The organism is Streptomyces sp. NBC_01003, assembly GCF_045162695.1.
Classification (GTDB): Bacteria; Actinomycetota; Actinomycetes; order Streptomycetales; family Streptomycetaceae; genus Streptomyces.
Genome location: NZ_CP108707.1, coordinates 3,311,938 through 3,331,704, shown reverse-complemented (window position 1 = coordinate 3,331,704; position 19,767 = coordinate 3,311,938). Strand labels below are relative to the sequence as shown.

Below are 19,767 nucleotides of genomic sequence, written 5' to 3'. Positions count from 1 at the left end.
AGCCCGAAGACTCGTTCAAGGCGTCCTGCGAGAGTCCCTTGGAGGACTCGTTCGTCGACCGCCTCGGCGGAGGTGCGGGCCGCGCCTCTGGAACCCCCGCAGGGATGGCGCCCCCTCCACCGGCTGGGGTATCGACGGCGCCCGCTGAGGTGTCGTCCGCGACCTTAGGGCTGGGAGCATCCGGCACCGCGGGGCCGTCAACCGCCATCGCGGGAGCGCCATCCGCTCATGCAGCGACATCTGTAATCTCCCCAGCGATCTCGTCCGCTCACCGCAAGGACCCGGCTCCACCTGCTACCCGCAACGCTCCGCCCCTAACTGCGCACGCCGGTCGCGCGAACACCCCCGCTCCCCGGCGCTCCGCGGAGCTGCCGCCGGCGCACACGGCGCTGATCTGCGTGGCCCTGCCCTCGCTCGCGATTTCCTCGCAGCAGGGGCAGTTGACGGGCGATGGCCTGGAGGGGTTCTACCGCGCCGGGCGCCGATTGTTGTCGCGCTGCCTGCTCCGTGTGGCGGGGCGCGAGCCGGTCGCGGTTCAGGCCCGTATGGTCGCCGCCGACCGGGCCCGGTTCGTGGCGACGCTGAGGCCTGTCGTGGACGGCGGCCCCGACCCGGACATCATGGTCGAGCGGATGCGGCATGCCGACGGCACGGAGCGGATCACGCTGCGCAGCTCGGCCATACGCCCGCTGCGGCTGCCGGTCGAGGTCGCGCTCGGTACGGATCTGGCCGAGCTGGGCGCGGTGGCGGCCGGACGGCCGGGGCGTGCACTGTCCGCCACCGTCCACGACTCCGGCATGCGATGGTCGTCGCCCGCGGGCCACGCCGTCGTCACCGCTGACCCGCCGCCCCGGGATGCGCTCGCCTCCGCCGGCCTGCTGCGCTGGGAGTTCGACCTGCCTCCGGGGGGCACGTGGAGTGTCGAACTACGGGTACGGGCCGACGGAGGAGGGACGGGCCGGCCGGTCGGGCATGGCACCGTACGTCCGCTCGCCGGGGCGGAAGCCGCAGGGGACGACGCGCGCGTGGGGCCGCTGCTGAGAACCTGCGCCGAGGACCTGCACGCATTGCTGCTGCGCGACCCTGCGCACCCCTCGGAGCTCTACCTCGCCGCAGGCGCGCCCTGGCGCTGTGGTCTGGCTCCGGCCGAGGCGTTGGCGGCCGCGCGGATGGCGCTGCCTTTGGGAACACGGTTGGCCGCGGGCACTCTCAGGGCCCTCGCTCGGACCCAACTCCCAGGAGCAGGAGGGGAGTCGGGGATGATCCCCGGCCCGCTGAGAGACGCAGGCCCGCATCTGCCGCCCGGCTGTACCGGAACCGAAGCGACGCTCCTGTTCCCGGCGCTCCTCGCGGAGGCGAGACGCTGGGGCCTTCCCGAGCAGGAGGTCGCCGAGCTGCTACCCACCGCGGAGCGCTGCCTGCACTGGCTGCGGGCAGCCGTTGGCGAAGGGACGTACCTGGCGGACCCCGGCCCCGGCCCCGGAGGACCGTTGCGCTGCGAGACCCAGGCCCACGCCCACCGGGCCGCCTTGCTCGGAGCGGATCTCCTCGACGCCCATGGCCGACCCGGCGCCGTAGAACTGCGGCAGTGGGCCGAAGTGCTGCGGACACGGTTCAGGGAGGACTTCTGGGCCGAGGACCGCGGAGGCGGCAGGCCCGCCGCCGCCCGCATGCCGGACGGGCGCCTCCTGCCCCACCTGGGCAGCGCCGCGGCCCACCTCCTCGACACAGGGCTGCTTGGCGGCGGTGTGATGGCCCCGGGACTCCTGGACAAGGTGCAGACCGAACAGCTCGCACGGCTCCTCGGCGGTCCGGCACTCGACTCAGGGTGGGGGCTGCGCAGTCTGGGCGTGCGGGAGGCGTCGTACAACCCGTTCGGGCACCGTGGCGGAGCCGTGCGGGTGCAGGAGACGGCGCTGGCCGTGGGCGGCCTGGCCGCTGCCGGCTACGAGAAGGAGTCGAGTTCGCTGCTGCGGGGCGTCCTGTCGGCGGCCGAGGCATTCGGGTTCCGGCTGCCCGAGATGTACGCGGGGGAGCAGCGTTGCGAAGGGGGCGCGCCGCTTCCGCATCCGGCCGCCTGCAGACCCGCGGCCACCGCCGCGGCGGCGGGGGTGCAGATCCTCGCGGCCCTCGCCGGGATCCGGCCGGACGCGCCCGCCGGGACGGTGACGCTGAGGCCGATGCGCAGCGCACCCCTGGGGGAGATCGAACTGGCCGGGTTGCGGGTCGCGGGCGCACCATTCTCGGTGCGGGTCAGCAGACTCGGTCTCGCCATGGTCGAGGAGGCGGCCGACGGGCTGCAGTTGGGGGTGTGACCGGGGCGGACGTGAGTTCGGGAGATCGGCGGGGTCCCACCTCGGGGACTTCGAAGAAGGCCTTGATCGACGATCGCGAAGGGAGTGTTTATCGTCAGGAAGACGACTATGATCGCGGCATGTCGCCCTACGACCCGTCGGCCTTCCCGCCCTTCGCAGTCACCGTCGACCTGGTCGTGCTGACCGTGCGTCGTCACGCGCTCTGTGCGCTCGCGGTACGGCGAGGCGAACCGCCGTTCCAGGGGCGTTGGGCACTCCCCGGCGGCTTCGTACGGGACGACGAGGACCTGTCCTCCGCCGCGGCGCGCGAACTGATCGAGGAGACCGGGCTCTGCGCCCATGATCCCGCAGACCGGGACCAGGTGAATGGTGCGCACCTGGAGCAGCTGGCCACCTACGGCGACCCCAAGCGCGACCCTCGTATGCGCGTGGTCAGCGTCGCTCATCTGGCCCTGGCGCCGGATCTGCCCGCACCGCGTGCGGGTGGCGACGCGCACAGCGCGCGCTGGGCACCCGTAGAGGCACTGCTGAACCAGAGCGGGTACGGGCGCGAGGGTGAGCAGGCGGCGCCCCTGGCCTTCGATCATGCGCAGATCCTCGCGGACGGCGTGGAGCGCGCCCGCTCGAAGATCGAGTACTCGTCGCTCGCTACGGCCTTCTGCCCACCCGAGTTCACGGTCGGCGAGCTGCGGCGCGTGTACGAGGCGGTGTGGGCCGTCGCGCTCGATCCGCGCAACTTCCACCGCAAGGTGACAGGCACCCCGGGTTTCCTCGTGCCCACCGGCGGGACCACCACCCGCCAGGGCGGCAGGCCGGCCCAGCTCTTCCGAGCCGGGGGCGCGACACTGCTCAACCCGCCGATGCTGCGCCCCGAGGTGTGACCGGGAGCTGACCGGGCCTGACCTCCGGGCTCTGCCCGCCCACGCCGCGCAGGGACACCCGAAGCGCGCACCCTGCCCGAAAAGACGGAAATATCGCGTTATCTTGCTGCGGTACCCACGGGGTTCGTCCGTCCCCGCTCGGCGGACGGGTCCCGGCCGCCGAGCGGTCGCACATCCTGCGAGAGAAGCGATGATCCAGGCCTTCGGACTGACCAGCAACCCCCGCCAGGAGCTCCCGCCCGCTGTCGACGACGTGTCCTTCGAGGCGCCGACGGGGCGCGTCACGGCGCTGCTCGGTGCCCGCGCGTCCGGCAAGACGACGGCGGTTCGGCTGATGCTCGAACTCCAACAAGGCCGTGGAATCACGCATTTCAGAGGCCGCCCCCTGCACCGCATCCCCCATCCATCCCGCGAGGTGGGCGTGTTGCTCGGCGAGGTCCAGGGGCATCCGTCCCGAACCGTGCGCGGACAACTGCGTATGTTGTGCGCGGCCGCAGGCGTGCCGGTGCAGCGTGCCGACGAGGTCCTCGAAGTCGTCGGCATCGTCAGCCTGCGTGAGCAGCGACTAGGCACGCTCTCGCGAGGCATGGACAGGCGCCTCGGCCTCGCCTGCGCGCTTCTCGCGGACCCCCACACCCTCGTCCTCGACGGACCCGCCGACGGGCTCTCGGTGCGTGAGGGCAAGTGGCTGCACGGCATCCTGCGGGCCCACGCGTCGCTCGGCGGCACCGTGCTCTTCTCCACCGACGATGCCAAGGAAGCGGCGCGGACCGCTGACCGCGTGGTCACCATGGAGGCTGGACGCGTCATCGCGGACCAGGGAGTCGCGGACTTCTCCCGTACGCGGCTGCGCCCCCGCGTCGCCGTGCGCAGCCCGCATGCCGCCCGGCTCGGTGTCCTGCTGGCCAAGGAGGCACGCGCGGCACAGCGATCCGTCGAGGTCGTGAACGAGGACGGCAACCGCCTCTCCGTATACGGCAGTAACTGCGCGGACGTCGGCGAAACCGCGTTCCGACACAGCATCCTGGTCCACCAACTCGCGGACGAGGTCGGGGATGCGGGGCCGACGGTGAGCGTTCCGGCACGGGCGCACACTGAAGCAGTCCGCGACGCGGAGCCGACCGCGCCTCGGACGACCGTCGCGGAGGCTTCGCCCGCCGAGACGCCACCTCCGGCCACAGAGTCGTCGGAACCCGACGCGGACCTTGCCGGCGCCTCCTCCCCGGCTGAGTCGCCGCAGCGCGACGACCCGGGCCCTCAGGCGCCCGGAACTTCCTCAAGCCCCGCCCCGGTCCCTCCCCCCTCCCTCCTGTCCCCCCTCCCACCCCCCATCACGATCCACCCCGCACCCAGCCCGCTCCGTCCGCTGCGTTACGAGGTTCGCCGGGCGACCGGCATCGCCACCGGTTACCTCACGGCGGCCGCCGTTCTCGTCGCCTCCGCGATCGTCGCCGTACTGCTCGCCCGGACCGGTCACACGCCGCAGTCCCGTCTCCTCGCAGCCTGGCCGCAGGAGCTGCCGCTTCCGCCGGCCGCCCTCGGTGCGGGGCTGCTCGGGGCCTTCGCGTTCGGCGACGAATTCCGTCACCCCGCGCTGGCCGCCGACCGCGGCACCGTCCCCCGTCGCCTGGGACTTCTCTGCGCGAAACTCGTCGTCGCAGCGGCCATCGCCGTCTCGCTGGCCTTCCTCGTCGTCGCGTCCGACGCGGTGCTGCTTCACGTTGTATACGGAGAAGAGCTCACCAAGGTTCCCGCCGACTGGCTTTCATCGAGCGCGAGTTGGCTCGCGCTCGTCATGGGCTGCGCCTGGGCCGGGGTACTGGCCGCCGGTGTCTTCCGGTCCACGACGGCCGGACTGGCCGCCGTACTCGCCGTTCCGATCCTCGTCGTGCCCCTCGTACAGGAGGCCTTGGCAGGTCCATCTGTGCGAACGGCGGCGGGACTTCCGTCGAGGCTTCGTGATCTGGCACTTGTGCACTGGCCGTTCGGGGCGGAGCGTCTTCTGGCCGCGGGACTGCGGATGATCGCTCAACCTGTGGGCGGCGCCCTGATGTTGTCACTGACCGCTCTGCTCTGCGCTTATCTGCTCACGGTGCTGCGTCCCAGGGCTCGATGACGACCGTCGGGTACCTTCCGGTCCGGTCACGCGCACAACTCCCCGACGATCGCCTATTTCCGTCCGATAAGGCGTCAATTGCGACGGGGTAAGCGATCACCCTTTCGTGTGCTTTTCACCAAAGACCTCAAGGGACTTGGGAGCGGCGCCGACAACTGATCCGTGAGTACCCTTGCGCACACCATGATGACCGCCGCCCGCTCCGCCGACTCCGGCCTGACCGGCCCGGGCGAAATCGACCGTTACCCCTATGGGGAGGCCAATGGTGCCGACCGCGTCGGAGCCCCTGTCTGGGACGTCGCGGATCAGGATCTCGGCCGGATGGGGCGGCGCGCCGCCGGAAGTCGCGGCCGCGGCCTGCACGGCCAGCTCGTCCAGCAGCTGGGCCAGATGATCGTTTCCGGGGACCTGGGGGCGGACCGCCCGCTCGTCCCCGAGGAGATCGGCCAGCGATTCGAGGTGTCCCGCACCGTCGTCCGCGAGTCGCTCCGCGTCCTCGAGGCCAAGGGCCTGGTCAGCGCCCGCCCCAATGTCGGCACCCGCGTCCGCCCCGTCAGTGACTGGAACCTGCTCGACCCGGACATCATCGAATGGCGCGCCTTCGGCCCGCAGCGCGACGACCAGCGCCGGGAGCTGAACGAGTTGCGCTGGACGATCGAGCCCCTCGCCGCCCGGCTCGCGGCCGGACACGGCCGCGAGGACGTCCAGCAGCGGCTCACCGACATGGTCGAGATCATGGGGCACGCCTTGGGCCAGGGTGACCCGATCACCTTCGCCCGCGCCGACGCCGAGTTCCACTCCCTGCTCATCCAGCTCGCGGGCAACCGCATGCTCGAGCACCTGTCCGGCATCGTCTCCGCGGCCCTCCAGGTCTCCGGGGGGCCCGTCACGGGCTGCGACCGTCCGAACGAGGTGGCCGTCGCCCACCACAGCCGGATCGCCGACGCCCTCGCCGCGGGTGACGGCACGGGCGCGGAGGCCGCCATGCGGCAGCTGCTCACCGTCCACCCCGATGTCGAACGTGTGGTCCCCGCGCCCCGCGAGCACTGACGCCTCCCACGGCGATTCGGTGATCCGGCGCCTCGGTGCAGGCCCCCCGGTGTCCGATGCACCGCACGGTCCGGGTGCGCCCACCATCTGTTCCCCATGTGTCGCCGGATCGCGCCTGATCCCCCCGGACCCGGCGCGATCCGGCGACACATGCGTGGACCATGGGTTCCGCCGGTTCGAGCTGGGTAGTCGAAGAGTGGCCATGTTTGACCGCATCCATTAGTTTTTGACCGCTTACGGGGTGTGACTCGGGCCACGCAGATTGGGCGTAACGCTCCTCGGAACAGCGCGATGACCTAAGAGGCGACAGTCGAGGAGGGAATACAGCAGCCACGTATGGCGCTGTCCATCTCCCCGGCCCCCGCCCACGCCGTCGGCCCATCCCCAAGTCGGCGGTCGTCGGCTCCGGTCCTCACAGGACGGGGCCGGAAGCCGTTTTCCAACGTTCCGAGAGGTTGTTCGTGTCGGCCAGCACATCCCGTACGCTCCCGCCGGAGATCGCCGAGTCCGTCTCTGTCATGGCGCTCATTGAGCGGGGAAAGGCTGATGGCCAGATCGCCGGCGACGACGTGCGCCGTGCCTTCGAGGCCGACCAGATTCCGGCCACTCAGTGGAAGAACGTTCTGCGCAGCCTCAACCAGATCCTCGAGGAAGAGGGTGTGACGCTGATGGTCAGTGCCGCGGAGCCGAAGCGCCCCCGCAAGAGCGTCGCAGCTAAGAGCCCGGTCAAGCGCACCGCCACCAAGACCGTCGCAGCCAAGACGGTCACGGCGAAGAAGGTCGCTGCCACGGCCACCCCCGAGTCCCCGGCCGTAGAGGCCGAGGCTGAGGACGCCGAACCCAAGAAGGTCGCAGCCAAGAAGACGACGGCCAAGAAGGCCGCCGCCAAGAAGACCGTCGCCAAGAAGGCGGCGGCGAAGAAGACGTCCGGCAAGAAGGACGACGAGGCCGACGACGAGGCCGAGGAGACCCCCGGCACGGCCAAGGCCGAAGGCGAGCCCGGCGAGGAGGGTGCGCAGGGCTTCGTCCTGTCCGACGAGGACGAGGACGACGCGCCCGCGCAGCAGGTCGCCGCGGCCGGCGCCACCGCCGACCCCGTCAAGGACTACCTGAAGCAGATCGGTAAGGTCCCGCTGCTCAACGCCGAGCAGGAGGTCGAGCTCGCCAAGCGCATCGAGGCCGGCCTGTTCGCCGAGGACAAGCTCGCCAACGCGGACAAGCTCGCGCCGAAGCTCAAGCGCGAGCTGGAGATCATCGCCGAGGACGGCCGCCGCGCCAAGAACCACCTCCTGGAGGCCAACCTCCGTCTGGTGGTCTCCCTGGCCAAGCGTTACACCGGCCGCGGCATGCTCTTCCTGGACCTGATCCAGGAGGGCAACCTCGGTCTGATCCGCGCGGTCGAGAAGTTCGACTACACCAAGGGCTACAAGTTCTCCACGTACGCCACCTGGTGGATCCGTCAGGCGATCACCCGCGCGATGGCCGACCAGGCCCGCACCATCCGTATTCCGGTGCACATGGTCGAGGTCATCAACAAGCTCGCGCGCGTGCAGCGTCAGATGCTCCAGGACCTGGGCCGCGAGCCCACCCCGGAGGAGCTGGCCAAGGAACTCGACATGACCCCGGAGAAGGTCATCGAGGTCCAGAAGTACGGCCGCGAGCCGATCTCCCTCCACACCCCCCTGGGTGAGGACGGCGACAGCGAGTTCGGTGACCTCATCGAGGACTCCGAGGCGGTCGTGCCGGCCGACGCGGTCAGCTTCACGCTCCTCCAGGAGCAGCTGCACTCCGTCCTCGACACCCTGTCGGAGCGCGAGGCGGGCGTCGTCTCGATGCGTTTCGGTCTCACGGACGGTCAGCCGAAGACCCTCGACGAGATCGGCAAGGTCTACGGCGTCACGCGTGAGCGGATCCGTCAGATCGAGTCCAAGACGATGTCGAAGCTGCGTCACCCGTCGCGCTCGCAGGTGCTGCGCGACTACCTGGACTAGAAGCGCGGCCGCCCGGACCCGATCCGGTCGGTAGGTACGTCATCGAAGGGCCCGGCTCCTCTGTGGGGGCCGGGCCCTTCGATGTGCTCGTATGCATGACGCACGAAGTTCGCTCACGCTGGGTGGGTCGATAGAACCCAGAGTGAGGACACCGCATGCGTCGCCCCTTCGTCCGAACGCTGTTCCGGGCACCTGCCCTGCTGGCGGCGGCGGCCTTGCTGCCCCTGGCCTCCCCCGCCCCGTCAGCGGCGGACAGCGTCGTCATCGGGGGCCGGCCGGTCCGGGTGGCCGACACTCCGTGGGTGGTGGCGCTCTCCAGTCGTGACCGGTTCGGGGGTACGCGATCCGGGCAGTTCTGCGGGGGTGCCGTGGTCGGGCGGTCGACCGTCATGACCGCCGCCCACTGTCTTGGTCCCGAGGTCCTGGGCGCCACGCCGCGCGCCCTGGGTGACCTCAAGGTCATCGCGGGGCGTGATGACCTGCGGACCCGGTCGGGCGCGGAGATCCGGGTGCGCCGCACCTGGGTCAACCCCGACTACGACCCCGAGACCAACTCCGGAGATGTGGCGATCGTCACACTGGACGCGCCGCTACCCGAGAGGTACGTGATCCCGATGGCGGGGGCGGGGGACTCTGCGTACGCGGCCGGGACCGGCGCCGCTGTCTACGGCTGGGGCGACACCACCGGGGCCGGTGACTACGCGACCATGCTGCGGGCCGCGGACGTGCGGGTGCTCCGTGGCTCCGTGTGCAAGGCGGCCTATTCGGGCGGCTCCGAGGGAACGTTCTACGCTCGCACGATGCTGTGCGCGGGGGTGCCGCAGGGCGGGCGGGATGCCTGCCAGGGGGACAGCGGTGGCCCTCTCGTGGCGCGCGGACGCCTGATCGGGATCGTGTCGTGGGGGAACGGCTGTGGGCGCCCTGGAAGCCCCGGCGTCTACACCCGGGTGTCGGAGGTAATGCGCGTCACGCCGAAGCCTGTCTGAGGCACCCAGGGCGCCTCACGGGCATATGTGGGGCTGATGCGAGGACGGGCGGCCACCCCTGTGGTGCAGGGATGGCCGCCCGATCACCGGCCTGGGCCGGAGCTGGCTCGTCGTTGTGCGAGGCGTCAGCGTTCCTCGGTCTCGGTGCTTGCCGGAGCGGCGGTCAGGCGCTCCGTCTCGTCCTGTATCTCAGCGGCGATCTTCTTGAGTTCCGGCTCGAACTTGCGGCCATGGTGGGCGCAGAAGAGCAGTTCACCACCGCTGATGAGGACGACACGCAGGTACGCCTGGGCGCCGCAACGGTCACAGCGGTCAGCGGCCGTCAGTGGGCTCGCGGGGGTCAGAACAGTAGTCACGTCGCCTCTTCTCTAGCTCGACGAGCTGTCGTACCAGGGTCAACATCCAACCAGGCCGAAAACGTTCCCGCTCGTGGCTTTTCCTCGAAAAATCTTTCCGAGGGGCTGTCTGCTGCCGGTTGGCGGCGAATGTGCCGTATTGCGTCTCTTACGTGTCTTACGGGTTCGCGCGTTCCGTCAGGGTCGGTCCTCGCCGACTGGCTTGTCGGTTGTGCATGAGGACGTGCCCGGAGCCTAAATGGTTCATGCGCCAAAGGGAACGTGATGTGTGCTTCACCCCATCGAGGGATCGAACACGCATACGGTGCTGGACTAGTCTGGGCAGAGGCGAGGGTTGCGTTACAACGGCTCTACCAGGCCTCGGTACCCTCTGAGCGGCGACCGAAGCCGACCCCTTACCCAAAAGGGTTCCAACTGAAATTCAGCGAGGAGCGAACTGCGTGACCGCCGAAACGTCCGTGCCGTCCACAGCGCTGCTGACCGGAGCAGGCGGCATCGTGGACAAGGACAGTTCCAACTACACCGCGCGGCACCTGCTCGTCCTTGAGGGGCTCGAGGCCGTACGCAAGCGCCCTGGCATGTACATCGGGTCGACGGACAGCCGTGGCCTGATGCACTGCCTCTGGGAAATCATCGACAATTCCGTCGATGAGGCCCTCGGCGGCTATTGCGACCACATCGAGGTCATCCTCCACGACGACGCCTCCGTAGAGGTGCGGGACAACGGCCGCGGCATCCCCGTGGACGTCGAGCCGAAGACCGGGCTCTCCGGGGTCGAGGTCGTCATGACCAAGCTGCACGCGGGCGGCAAGTTCGGCGGAGGCTCCTACGCGGCCTCCGGCGGCCTGCACGGCGTGGGCGCCTCCGTGGTGAACGCGCTCTCCGCGCGGCTCGACGTCGAGGTCGACCGAGGCGGGAACACGCACGCCATCAGCTTCCGCCGCGGCGTCCCCGGCGCCTTCGCCAAGCAGGGACCCGACGCGACCTTCGACTCCGCCGCGCGGCTCAGCAAGGTCAAGCGGATCCCGAAGAACCGCACCGGCACGCGCGTGCGCTACTGGGCCGACCGCCAGATCTTCCTCAAGGACGCCAAGCTCTCCCTGGAGAACCTGCACCAGCGCGCCCGCCAGACCGCGTTCCTCGTGCCGGGCCTGACCATCGTCGTGCGCGACGAGTACGGGCTCGGTGACGGCGGCAGCAAGGGCGAGGAATCCTTCCGCTTCGACGGCGGCATCAGCGAGTTCTGCGAGTACCTCGCCGCCGACAAGCCGGTCTGCGATGTCCTCCGCTTCTCCGGACAGGGCACCTTCAAGGAGACCGTCCCGGTCCTCGACGACCACGGCCAGATGACGCCGACCGAGGTCACCCGCGAGCTCGCTGTGGACATCGCGATGCGCTGGGGCACCGGCTACGACACGACACTCAGGTCGTTCGTCAACATCATCGCCACCCCCAAGGGCGGCACCCATGTGAGTGGTTTCGAGCGCTCGCTCACCAAGACGATGAACGAGGTGCTGCGCTCCCAGAAACTGCTGCGCGTCGCCGAGGACGACGTCGTCAAGGACGACGCCCTCGAGGGCCTGACGGCCGTCGTCACGGTGCGTCTCGCCGAGCCGCAGTTCGAGGGCCAGACCAAGGAGGTGCTCGGCACCTCGGCGGCCAACAGGATCGTCGCGAACGTCGTGGCCAAGGAGCTCAAAGCGTTCCTGACCTCCACCAAGCGCGACGCGAAGGCCCAGGCTCGCGCCGTCATGGAGAAGGCCGTCGCCGCGGCCCGTACGCGGATCGCGGCCCGCCAGCACAAGGACGCGCAGCGCAGGAAGACGGCCCTCGAGTCGTCGTCGCTGCCGGCCAAGCTGGCGGACTGCCGCAGCGACGACGTGGAGCGCAGCGAGCTCTTCATCGTCGAGGGGGACTCGGCGCTCGGCACCGCCAAGCTGGCCCGGAACTCCGAGTTCCAGGCGCTGCTGCCGATCCGCGGCAAGATCCTCAACGTTCAGAAGTCGTCCGTGTCGGACATGCTGAAGAACGCCGAGTGCGGCGCGATCATCCAGGTCATAGGAGCCGGGTCCGGGCGGACTTTCGACATCGACGCCGCGCGCTACGGGAAGATCATCCTGCTCGTCGACGCCGACGTCGACGGCGCGCACATCCGCACCCTGCTCCTGACCCTCTTCCAGCGCTACATGCGGCCGATGATCGAGGCGGGCCGCGTGTTTGCCGCGGTGCCGCCGCTGCACCGCATCGAACTCGTCCAGCCGAAGAAGGGCCAGGACAAGTACGTCTACACGTACTCGGACCGCGAGCTGCGCGAGACGCTCCTCGAGTACCAGCGCAAGGGCGTGCGCTACAAGGACTCGATCCAGCGTTACAAGGGCCTCGGAGAGATGGACGCCGACCAGCTGGCCGAGACCACGATGGACCCGCGTCACCGCACGCTGCGCCGTATCAACATCGGCGAGCTGGACGCCGCGGAGCAGGTCTTCGATCTGCTCATGGGCACGGACGTGGCGCCGCGCAAGGAGTTCATCAGCAGCTCGGCCGCGACGCTCGACCGCTCGCGCATCGACGCCTAGGGGCGCCCCGGACGCCGGCTCCACCCGTGGGTGGAGCCGGCTGATCCACCCACGATCCACCCCAGCTCCGATCCCGTGAACTGGCCTTTTCCGTAACTTCGAAGACGTCGCTCGACGCCGCTGCTCGGCGTCGTCCGGCGAAGTTCTCGAACTGCTCGAAATCCTCGAAGTCACGGAAAGTCGGAGGCCGCCATGTCCGGGCTCACCAATGTGCTGGTGATCATCGCAGTCGTCGTGCTGGTGGTCGTCCGTCAGTTCAAGGCGCAGCAGATCACCATGGACAAGCGCTGGTGGGTCGTGCCCGCCGTGCTCGTCTTCATGGCACTGCGCAAGCCGGACCTCCTCGACTCCCACCATCAGGTCCAATCGGCCTCGCTCATAGGCCTTGAGCTGCTCGTCGGTCTCGCCCTCGGCGCCGGCTGGGCCTGGACCACCCGGATCTGGACCGCGCAGGACGGCACGGTGTGGAGCAAGAGCACCAAGGCCAGCGGCGCCGTCTGGGTCGTCGGAATCGCCGTACGGGCCGGTCTCTACGCCGCCGGCGCGGCCTTCGGTATCAAGCAGGGCAGCGCCGCGCTCATGCTCGCCCTGGCCGCCACACTGCTCGTCCGCTCCGGAGTCCTCATCTGGCGTGCGCAGTCCCTGCGGCCTGCACCCCAGGGGGCCGGGGCGTACGGTGACGGCGTGCCCGTGCCGTCGTGGAAGGACCGTGTGTGACGTCCGGAGCCTGGACCAGCTGGCCCTCGCGGGAGGCGCTCTCCCGCGAAGGGCTCACTCGGGCGCGGCGGGTCCTTGCTCGCGTCGTGAGAGCGGTCGCGCTCACTGCTCTCGTGTGGACCGCGGCAGCGGAGCGTGGCGTGCACGGCTGGACCGTTGCCCTGGCGCCGGTCGCGCTCATCGCCTGTGGCGCCGCGGCCTGGGGATTCTTCCGGACCACGCTGGAACACCTGCTGTGGCCCTCCGTGGGTCTGCTCGCCGTCCTGCTGGGTGCGGCGTTCGCGGCGGAGCAGACGGGGTTCAGAGGGCCGGCGCTCGTCCTCTGGTGCGGCTGCGCCGTCACCGCTCTTGAGCGGCTGCCCCTGGTCGCGGCCATTCCTCTCACGGCCGGTGCGCTCACAGGGTTCGCGGTCCTGAACAACGACGCATGGTTCACCACAGCGGTCACCACCATCGGACTCTGCCTTGCGGGATACGTCCTGCGCCTTGACGCGGAGGCCAGAGGAAGCGCCCAGCGGCTGCTCCGCCAGGAACGGGCCGCGCGCGCCGCGGAGGCGGAATCCGCCGCCCTGGCCGAGCGGGCCCGGATCGCGCGGGAGATCCACGACGTGCTGGCGCACAGCCTCTCCGCCCAGCTCGTCCACCTCGAAGCGGCACGCCTGCTCATCGAGCGGGGCGCGGATCTCGACCAGATCCACGAGCGCGTCGTCGCCGCCCGGGGCATGGCACGCGACGGGCTCACCGAGACGCGCCAGGCACTCTCGGCGCTGCGCGGAGAGATGACCCCGCTGGAGGACTTCCTGCGCGAACTCGTCGCCACGGACGGCGCGACGGTCTCGGTGGAGGGGGTGCGGCGGCCGTTGTCCGTCGAGGCGTCACAGACAGTACGCAGGGTCGCCCAGGAGGCCCTGACGAACGTACGCAAGCACGCGCCCGGCGCGAAGGCCCAGGTGAGACTGGAGTACGGCACCGCCGAAGTGACCCTTGAGGTAAGGGATTCGGGCTCGGCCACGCCGGCGGGGGAGCTCACTGTCAGTGGCTCCGGCTACGGTCTGTTGGGGATGAGGGAGCGTGCGGAGCTGCTCGGCGGCACGCTGGTGGCAGGGCCGTGCGAGGAGGGTTTCGCAGTGAAGCTGAAGGTACCCGCATGAGCGGGACGGACCCGGGGGCGAACGGGACGGATCGTCCAGCGGACTCGGCAGGTTCGCAAAGGGTCGGTGCGGACGCGGAAAGTTCGCAGACGGGCGCGGCGGACGCGGCAGGTTCGCAAGGGGGCGGGCCGGCGCGTAGGGACGCCAGAGTGGTGGTCGCCGATGACCAGACGGTCGTGCGCGAAGGCATCGTGATGCTGCTCGGGCTACTGCCCGGCATCACGGTCGTCGGAGCGGCCGGCGACGGCGACGAGGCCGTCGCGCTGGTTGCCCAACTCGCCCCGGACGTCGTCCTCATGGACCTCCGTATGCCGCGCTGCGACGGGGTGGAGGCGACGCGGCGCATCCGATCGAAGTACCCCGGAACCCAGGTCGTCATCCTGACCACCTACGCGGACGACGAGTCACTGTTCCCCGCGCTCAAGGCCGGAGCCCGCGGCTATCTGACCAAGGATGCGGGCGGCGACGAGATCGTGCGGGCAGTCGAGGACGTGCTCTCCGGTGACGCGGGCCTTTCCCCGAAGATCCAGCGCCGACTTCTGGAGCGTCTTTCGGAGCCGGCGCAGGCCCCCGCGCCCGTGGAGCCGCCCGACGGAATCACCGCGCGAGAGGCCGAAGTTCTGGGGCTCATCGCCGAAGGGCTCACCAATCAGGAGATCGCCCACGCCCTGCACGTCTCCACCGCGACGGTGAAGACACACATCAACAATCTCTTCGCCAAAACCGGCCTCAAGGACCGGGCCCAGGCAGTGCGGTATGCCTATCGGCACGGCCTTGTTCAGCCACCGGGGTCGGCCATCACCTAATGGGGTGAAGGGAGATGTGAGAAGAGTCCGGGATCTTCCCGTTCTGCCCATCCTTGGGCTCGCGGCCTAAGTGGCCCGCGGACAAGGAGAGTTCGGTGGAGAAGCACGACGGGCGCGAGGCGGCGCAGACCCGGCCCGGTGATCGCGGTGTTCTCGGCGATCCCTGGTACGACGCGCTGGCCTCCGGGTGGGGCGAGTTGGACGGCACGGGGGCACCGGCCCCGGCCGTGCCTCCCCAGGCCGCCCCACCGGAGCGGAGCGCGGCGGCGATCTATCTGGAGGTACAGCGCAGCGCGGCCTTCCAGGAAGTACGCAGCCGCTACCGGAGGTTCGTCATTCCGTCCGCCGCGGCCTTCTTCGCCTGGTACCTCGCGTACATCCTGGCGGCGACGACGGCGCCCGGTCTGATGGGCAGGCCCGTCGCGGGAGCGGTGAATGTGGCGATGCTGGCGGGGCTCGGGCAGTTCCTCAGCACCTTCCTTCTGACGTGGCTGTACGCGCGCCACGCGCGGTTGCGAAGGGACCGCGCGGCGCTCGAACTGCGCTGGGACACCCAGGAGATGACCCGAGTGATCGAGGGTGGCCAGCGGTGACCGGGAACCATCAGACACTGGCTCTGCTGCTGTTCAGCGTGTTCGTCGCCGTCACGCTGGCGATCACCACATGGGTGAGCCGCAACAGGCACGGATCGGCGGAGGAGTTCTATGCGGGCGGCCGGCTGTTCTCGCCGATGGAGAACGGTTTCGCCATCGCGGGCGATTACATGTCGGCCGCCTCCTTCCTCGGGATCTCTGGCCTGATCGCGCTCTTCGGCTACGACGGCCTGCTCTACTCGGTCGGGTTCCTCGTGGCCTGGCTCGTCGTGCTGCTGCTGGTTGCCGAACTCGTGCGCAACTGCGGGCGGTTCACCCTCGCCGATGTCATCGCCGCCCGGATGCGAGAGCGTCCCGTGCGGATCGCGGCGGGAACTTCCTCGGTGACGGTGTCCGTTCTCTATCTGGTGGCGCAGATGGTGGGTGCGGGCAGCCTGGTCGCGCTGCTGCTCGGCAGCACCGGCGGAGCCGTACAGGCGTGGACCGTCATCGGCGTCGGCGGGCTCATGGTCATCTATGTGTCGCTGGGAGGGATGCGGGCCACCACCTGGATCCAGATCGTCAAGGCGGTCCTGCTCATGGGCGGGGCGATCGCCTTGACCGTGCTCGTCCTGGTGCGTTTCCACGGGGACTTCGACCAGCTGCTGCGTACGGCGGCGCAGCGCAGCGGGCACGGAGCCGCGTTCCTCGCGCCCGGACTGAAGTACGGCGGCGACTGGACCGCGAGGCTCGACTTCATCAGCCTTGGCCTCGCGCTCGTGCTCGGCACGGCCGGACTGCCGCACATCCTGTCGCGCTTCTACACCGTTCCCACGGCACGGGCCGCGCGCCGCTCGGTCATCTGGTCCATCGGACTCATCGGCAGCTTCTACCTGATGACCATCGTGCTCGGCTTCGGTGCGGCCGCGATCGTGGGATCCGACGCCGTGCGGGGTTCGAACGCGGCGGGGAACACGGCGGTTCCGCTGCTCGCGCTCGACCTGGGCGGCGGCCCGGATTCCACAGGTGGAACGGTTCTGTTCGCCGTCGTCGCGGCCGTCGCCTTCGCGACGATCCTCGCCGTCGTCGCCGGGATCACGCTCGCCTCCTCGGCCTCCGTGGCCCACGATCTGTACGCGTCCCTGCGTCGCCCCCACGCCAAGCCGCGCAGCGAGGTCGCCGTGGCCCGCGTCGCCGCCGCCGGGATCGGCGTGGTCGCGATCGCCCTGGGACTGCTCGCCCGGGACCTCAATGTGGCGTTCCTCGTGGGCCTCGCCTTCGCCGTGGCGGCCTCCGCGAACCTGCCGGTACTGCTCTACTCCCTGTTCTGGCGGAATTTCACCACGCGCGGCGCCGTGTGGTCCGTCTACGGAGGGCTCGTGCCCGCCCTCGTCCTGGTGGTCCTGTCACCGGTCGTGTCCGGCAGCGAGACCTCGCTGTTCCCCGGCGTGGACTTCCAGTACTTCCCGCTGGAGAACCCCGGCCTCATCTCCATTCCCCTCGGTTTCCTGGCGGGCTGGCTCGGCACGGTCACCTCACATGAGCCACCGGACGAGGCCAAGCACGCGGAGACGGAGGTGCGTGCGCTGACCGGGGCGGGAGCCGTCTGAGGACCGCGCCCCACAGGTGTGGCCGGGCCCCCCGCGCGGCTGCCCCTGAGCGCTCAGGTCAGGCCGCCGCCGGCCACCTCAGGGCGCCACCCACACATAGCGATGCTCCGGACGCCCGGTATCCCCGTACTTGAGCGTGAGGTGGAGCCGGCCCGACTGTTCCATGTGGCGCAGATACCGCTGCGCCGTGGAGCGGCTCAGGCCGGTCTCCGCCGCCACCTCGTGGGCGGACAGCGGATGGTCGGCGCGGTGCAGCACATCGCAGATCAGATCCGCGGTCGGCTCCGACTGACCGCTCGGCAGGCCGGGCGACGCGGGCATGGGCAGCGCTCGTAGCGCACCGAAAATCCGGTCGACCTGCTCCTGGCCCGCAGCGCCGCGGCCGCTGACCCGGTCCACGGTGCGGCGCAGCGCCGCGTACGAGTCGAGCCGCGAACGCAGCGCGGCGAACGTGAACGGCTTCACCAGGTAGTGCAGGGCTCCCTGGCGCATCGCCGCCTGCACCGTCAGGACGTCGCTCGCCGCGGTGATCATGATGACGTCGGTGTTGTGGCCGTTCTCCCGCATCCGGTGGGCGAGTTCGAGGCCCGTCATGTCGGGCAGGTAATGGTCGAGCAGCACGAGATCGATGCGCTGGCGCTCCACGGCGGCCAGTGCCTGCGCGGCGTTGTGGGCGCGGGCCACCACCCGGAAGCCGGGAACCTTTCCCACGTACTTCGCGTTGATCTCGGCGACACGGAAGTCGTCGTCCACGACCAGGACGTCAATCATCGGGCCTCTCTCCCTCAAGCCCAGGCGAGCTGTTAAGCCCGTGTTTCGGCTCAGCTGTTGTAGCGCGAGCAAAACGAGCACAACAGCCTCTTGCAAGCAGAAGTCCGCCTTGCGCCCAGAAGACTGATGCGGTGTCCCAGGTCACATCTACCTTCCGGCCATGAGCACAGACACCGGCCCCGCCATCGAACTGCGGGGCGCGAGCAAAACCTTCAGGACGCCTTCGGGCGGCCTGCACACCGCGGTCAGGGAGCTCGATCTGACCGTCGGACGCGGCGAGTTCGTGGCCGTCGTCGGCCCCACGGGCTGCGGCAAGTCGACCACCCTCACCCTCGTCAGCGGCCTGGAGGAACCCACCGACGGCGAGGTCCTGGTGGCCGGCGAACCCGTCGAGGGAGTCGGCGACAAGGTCGGATTCGTGTTCCAGCAGGACGCGACGTTCCCCTGGCGAACGGTGCTGTCCAACGTCATGGCCGGTCCGCGCTTCCGCGGCGTACCGAAGGCCGAGGCGAAGGCCAAGGCCCGCGAGTGGCTGGCCCGCGTCGGCCTCGCCTCCTTCGAGGACCGCTACCCGCACCAGCTCTCCGGAGGCCAGCGCAAGCGGGTCGCGCTCGCCGCCACGTTCGTCAACGACCCAGAGATCCTGCTCATGGACGAGCCGTTCTCGGCGCTCGACGTGCAGACCAGGGCCCTGATGTCGGACGAGCTCCTGGAGCTGTGGGAGGGAACGGGCGCCTCGGTCGTCTTCGTCACCCACGACCTGGAGGAGTCCATCGCGCTGGCCGACAAGGTCGTCGTCATGACCGCGGGCCCGGCCACCGTGAAGCAGGTCTTCGACATCGCCCTGCCGCGCCCCCGGAAGGTCGAATCGGTGCGCCTGCTGCCCGAGTTCATCGAGATCTACCGCGAGATCTGGGAGTCCCTGGGCGAAGAGGTCCGCATCACGCGCGAGAGAGGTGCCGCCGATGTCGCCTGATGCCGTCACCGCCGTGCCCGCCACCGAAACCGCCAAGCCGGGACGCGCCGTCACCAAGGCCCGTGCCGCCCGCCGGCGCAAGGTACTGATCGGCGGCGCCCGGGTCCTGCTTCTCGTCGCCGTGCTCGGCCTCTGGGAGGTGCTCTCGCGCGCCGGGATCATCGACCCGTTCAACTTCTCGATGCCGTCGAAGATCTGGGACCAGATCTGGACGTGGACCACCCATGGCACGGCGCTCGGCTCGCTGGGCGAACAGGTCTGGTTCACGCTCTACGAAGCGCTCGTCGGCTGGATCATCGGTGTGATCGCCGGTGTCGTCTTCGGTATCGCGCTCGGGCGCATCACCTTCCTCGCCGACATCCTCGGCCCGTACATCAAGGTCCTCAACTCGATCCCGAGGATCGTGCTCGCCCCGATCTTCGTGATCTGGTTCGGTCTCGGCCCGGCCTCGAAGGTGGCCTCCGCCGTGGTCCTGGTGTTCTTCCCGGTGTTCTTCAACGCCTTCCAGGGAGCCCGTGAGGTCGACCGGAACCTGGTCGCCAACGCCCGCATCCTCGGCGCCAGCGACCGCCGCGTGACGCTTCAGGTCGTCATCCCGTCCGCCACGTCATGGATCTTCACCAGCCTCCATGTGAGCTTCGGCTTCGCGCTGATCGGCGCCATCGTCGGCGAGTACATCGGCGCGACCAAGGGCGTCGGCCTGCTCGTCGCACAGTCGCAGGGCACGTTCAACGCGGCCGGTGTGTACGCGGCGATGGTCATCCTCGCCGTCGTGGCCCTGCTGGCCGAGGGGCTGCTCACCTTTGCCGAGCGCCGCATCTTCCGCTGGAAGCCGGCGGATTCGGACAGCTGACCACCGCCGCTCGGCGCGAGTCACGAGCGCTTCCCCCGTA

General features: G+C 69.8%; 16 protein-coding genes. 14 read left to right on the top strand and 2 right to left on the bottom strand.

Going from position 1 to position 19,767, the window contains the following annotated elements; genetic code table 11:
- Nucleotides 1-398: 398 nt before the first annotated feature.
- The 6 genes from OG698_RS15275 to OG698_RS15250 all read left to right on the top strand — a co-directional run bounded on the left by OG698_RS15275 (nucleotide 399) and on the right by OG698_RS15250 (nucleotide 9,339).
- Entirely contained in the window at nucleotides 399-2,315 is a 1,917-nt protein-coding gene (locus OG698_RS15275) for a glycogen debranching N-terminal domain-containing protein (RefSeq protein WP_406103530.1), read from the top strand.
- Nucleotides 2,316-2,434: 119 nt separating this feature from the next.
- Nucleotides 2,435-3,196, top strand: coding sequence for an NUDIX domain-containing protein (locus OG698_RS15270; protein WP_406103529.1), 762 nt, complete (start codon nucleotides 2,435-2,437; stop codon nucleotides 3,194-3,196).
- A 190-nt stretch (nucleotides 3,197-3,386) separates the two neighbouring features.
- Nucleotides 3,387-5,312, top strand: coding sequence for an ATP-binding cassette domain-containing protein (locus tag OG698_RS15265; RefSeq protein ID WP_406103528.1), 1,926 nt, complete (start codon nucleotides 3,387-3,389; stop codon nucleotides 5,310-5,312).
- A 162-nt stretch (nucleotides 5,313-5,474) separates the two neighbouring features.
- Nucleotides 5,475-6,362, top strand: a complete 888-nt coding sequence (locus OG698_RS15260; protein WP_406103527.1) for a FadR/GntR family transcriptional regulator — start codon at nucleotides 5,475-5,477, stop codon at nucleotides 6,360-6,362.
- 461 nt (nucleotides 6,363-6,823) lie between these two features.
- Nucleotides 6,824-8,353, top strand: a complete 1,530-nt coding sequence (locus OG698_RS15255; RefSeq protein ID WP_100591750.1) for an RNA polymerase sigma factor — start codon at nucleotides 6,824-6,826, stop codon at nucleotides 8,351-8,353.
- Nucleotides 8,354-8,508: 155 nt separating this feature from the next.
- Nucleotides 8,509-9,339 (top strand): S1 family peptidase, encoded by an 831-nt coding sequence (locus OG698_RS15250; RefSeq protein WP_406103526.1) that lies wholly within the window; start codon nucleotides 8,509-8,511, stop codon nucleotides 9,337-9,339.
- A gap of 125 nt (nucleotides 9,340-9,464) precedes the next feature.
- On the opposite strand, the gene OG698_RS15245 is transcribed toward OG698_RS15250, so the two are convergent.
- The gene (locus tag OG698_RS15245) at nucleotides 9,465-9,695 is read right to left on the bottom strand and encodes a hypothetical protein (RefSeq protein ID WP_406103525.1); all 231 of its coding nucleotides are present in this window, start codon (nucleotides 9,693-9,695) and stop codon (nucleotides 9,465-9,467) included.
- 440 nt (nucleotides 9,696-10,135) lie between these two features.
- Here OG698_RS15245 and OG698_RS15240 point away from each other — a divergent pair, with 440 nt between their 5' ends.
- From OG698_RS15240 to OG698_RS15215, 6 genes are all read left to right on the top strand, one after another.
- Complete coding sequence (locus OG698_RS15240) at nucleotides 10,136-12,271, top strand: type IIA DNA topoisomerase subunit B (RefSeq protein ID WP_399967232.1); 2,136 nt, start codon at nucleotides 10,136-10,138, stop codon at nucleotides 12,269-12,271.
- A 192-nt stretch (nucleotides 12,272-12,463) separates the two neighbouring features.
- Nucleotides 12,464-12,988 carry a DUF1453 domain-containing protein gene (locus OG698_RS15235; RefSeq protein WP_406103524.1) on the top strand — a complete coding sequence of 175 codons (525 nt, stop codon included), beginning with the start codon at nucleotides 12,464-12,466 and terminating at the stop codon, nucleotides 12,986-12,988.
- Complete coding sequence (locus tag OG698_RS15230) at nucleotides 12,985-14,139, top strand: sensor histidine kinase (RefSeq protein ID WP_406103523.1); 1,155 nt, start codon at nucleotides 12,985-12,987, stop codon at nucleotides 14,137-14,139. Before OG698_RS15235 ends, OG698_RS15230 begins: the two co-directional genes overlap by 4 nt.
- A gap of 149 nt (nucleotides 14,140-14,288) precedes the next feature.
- The gene (locus OG698_RS15225) at nucleotides 14,289-14,945 is read left to right on the top strand and encodes a response regulator (protein ID WP_406103522.1); all 657 of its coding nucleotides are present in this window, start codon (nucleotides 14,289-14,291) and stop codon (nucleotides 14,943-14,945) included.
- 95 nt (nucleotides 14,946-15,040) lie between these two features.
- A complete protein-coding gene (locus OG698_RS15220; RefSeq protein WP_406103521.1) occupies nucleotides 15,041-15,538 on the top strand; it encodes a DUF485 domain-containing protein in 498 nt (165 codons plus the stop codon).
- A complete protein-coding gene (locus tag OG698_RS15215; protein ID WP_406103520.1) occupies nucleotides 15,535-17,127 on the top strand; it encodes a cation acetate symporter in 1,593 nt (530 codons plus the stop codon). Before OG698_RS15220 ends, OG698_RS15215 begins: the two co-directional genes overlap by 4 nt.
- 78 nt (nucleotides 17,128-17,205) lie before the next feature.
- Here OG698_RS15215 and OG698_RS15210 read toward each other — a convergent pair whose 3' ends face one another.
- Nucleotides 17,206-17,898: a response regulator gene (locus tag OG698_RS15210; RefSeq protein ID WP_406103519.1), complete on the bottom strand. Its 693-nt coding sequence runs from the start codon at nucleotides 17,896-17,898 to the stop codon at nucleotides 17,206-17,208.
- 160 nt (nucleotides 17,899-18,058) lie between these two features.
- Between OG698_RS15210 and OG698_RS15205 the strand changes: the two genes are divergently transcribed.
- Both OG698_RS15205 and OG698_RS15200 read left to right on the top strand, forming a co-directional pair.
- Nucleotides 18,059-18,874: an ABC transporter ATP-binding protein gene (locus OG698_RS15205; protein WP_100591136.1), complete on the top strand. Its 816-nt coding sequence runs from the start codon at nucleotides 18,059-18,061 to the stop codon at nucleotides 18,872-18,874.
- Nucleotides 18,864-19,727, top strand: a complete 864-nt coding sequence (locus tag OG698_RS15200; RefSeq protein WP_399967245.1) for an ABC transporter permease — start codon at nucleotides 18,864-18,866, stop codon at nucleotides 19,725-19,727. The genes OG698_RS15205 and OG698_RS15200 overlap by 11 nt, the downstream gene beginning before the upstream one ends.
- The last annotated feature ends 40 nt before the right edge of the window (nucleotides 19,728-19,767 follow it).

What these genes read in the sequence shown, in the direction of transcription:
- OG698_RS15270 (WP_406103529.1), top strand. Translation starts at nt 2,435, where the DNA reads ATGTCGCCCTACGACCCGTCGGCCTTCCCGCCCTTCGCAGTCACCGTC.
- OG698_RS15265 (WP_406103528.1), top strand. Translation starts at nt 3,387, where the DNA reads ATGATCCAGGCCTTCGGACTGACCAGCAACCCCCGCCAGGAGCTCCCG.
- OG698_RS15250 (WP_406103526.1), top strand. Translation starts at nt 8,509, where the DNA reads ATGCGTCGCCCCTTCGTCCGAACGCTGTTCCGGGCACCTGCCCTGCTG.
- OG698_RS15235 (WP_406103524.1), top strand. Translation starts at nt 12,464, where the DNA reads ATGTCCGGGCTCACCAATGTGCTGGTGATCATCGCAGTCGTCGTGCTG.
- OG698_RS15210 (WP_406103519.1), bottom strand. Translation starts at nt 17,898, where the DNA reads ATGATTGACGTCCTGGTCGTGGACGACGACTTCCGTGTCGCCGAGATC.
- OG698_RS15205 (WP_100591136.1), top strand. Translation starts at nt 18,059, where the DNA reads ATGAGCACAGACACCGGCCCCGCCATCGAACTGCGGGGCGCGAGCAAA.
- OG698_RS15200 (WP_399967245.1), top strand. Translation starts at nt 18,864, where the DNA reads ATGTCGCCTGATGCCGTCACCGCCGTGCCCGCCACCGAAACCGCCAAG.